Below are 251 nucleotides of genomic sequence, written 5' to 3' on the forward strand. Positions count from 1 at the left end.
GTGCCGTCGCTGATGCTGATGGGTTCGGTGAGCAGGTCATCGGACATGTCCAAAAAGTTGGAGAGCTCTCCGGCACGGCGGGAGGTCGCTTCGTGGGCGGCGCCGAACGCCACTGTCGCCAGGGTGCCAATTTGGGAATCGATCTGGTTACCCATAACGACATCCACGTCCAGTCCGGTGCACAACCCTAGAATCTGCTGCGCTTCGGTGAATCCGCTGCGTGCCGTCTTGATGCTGATGGCGTTGCAGCC

Annotated in this window: 1 protein-coding gene; it reads right to left on the reverse strand. The window is 60.6% G+C overall.

Translation table 11 applies throughout. The annotated features are described in order from the left end of the window. Nucleotides 1-251: enolase C-terminal domain-like protein (locus AC3XQU_RS24420; protein ID WP_489876700.1), on the reverse strand; the 251-nt coding region annotated here is incomplete at both ends.

This window comes from Telluria sp. AZSoR62 (assembly GCF_058111565.1).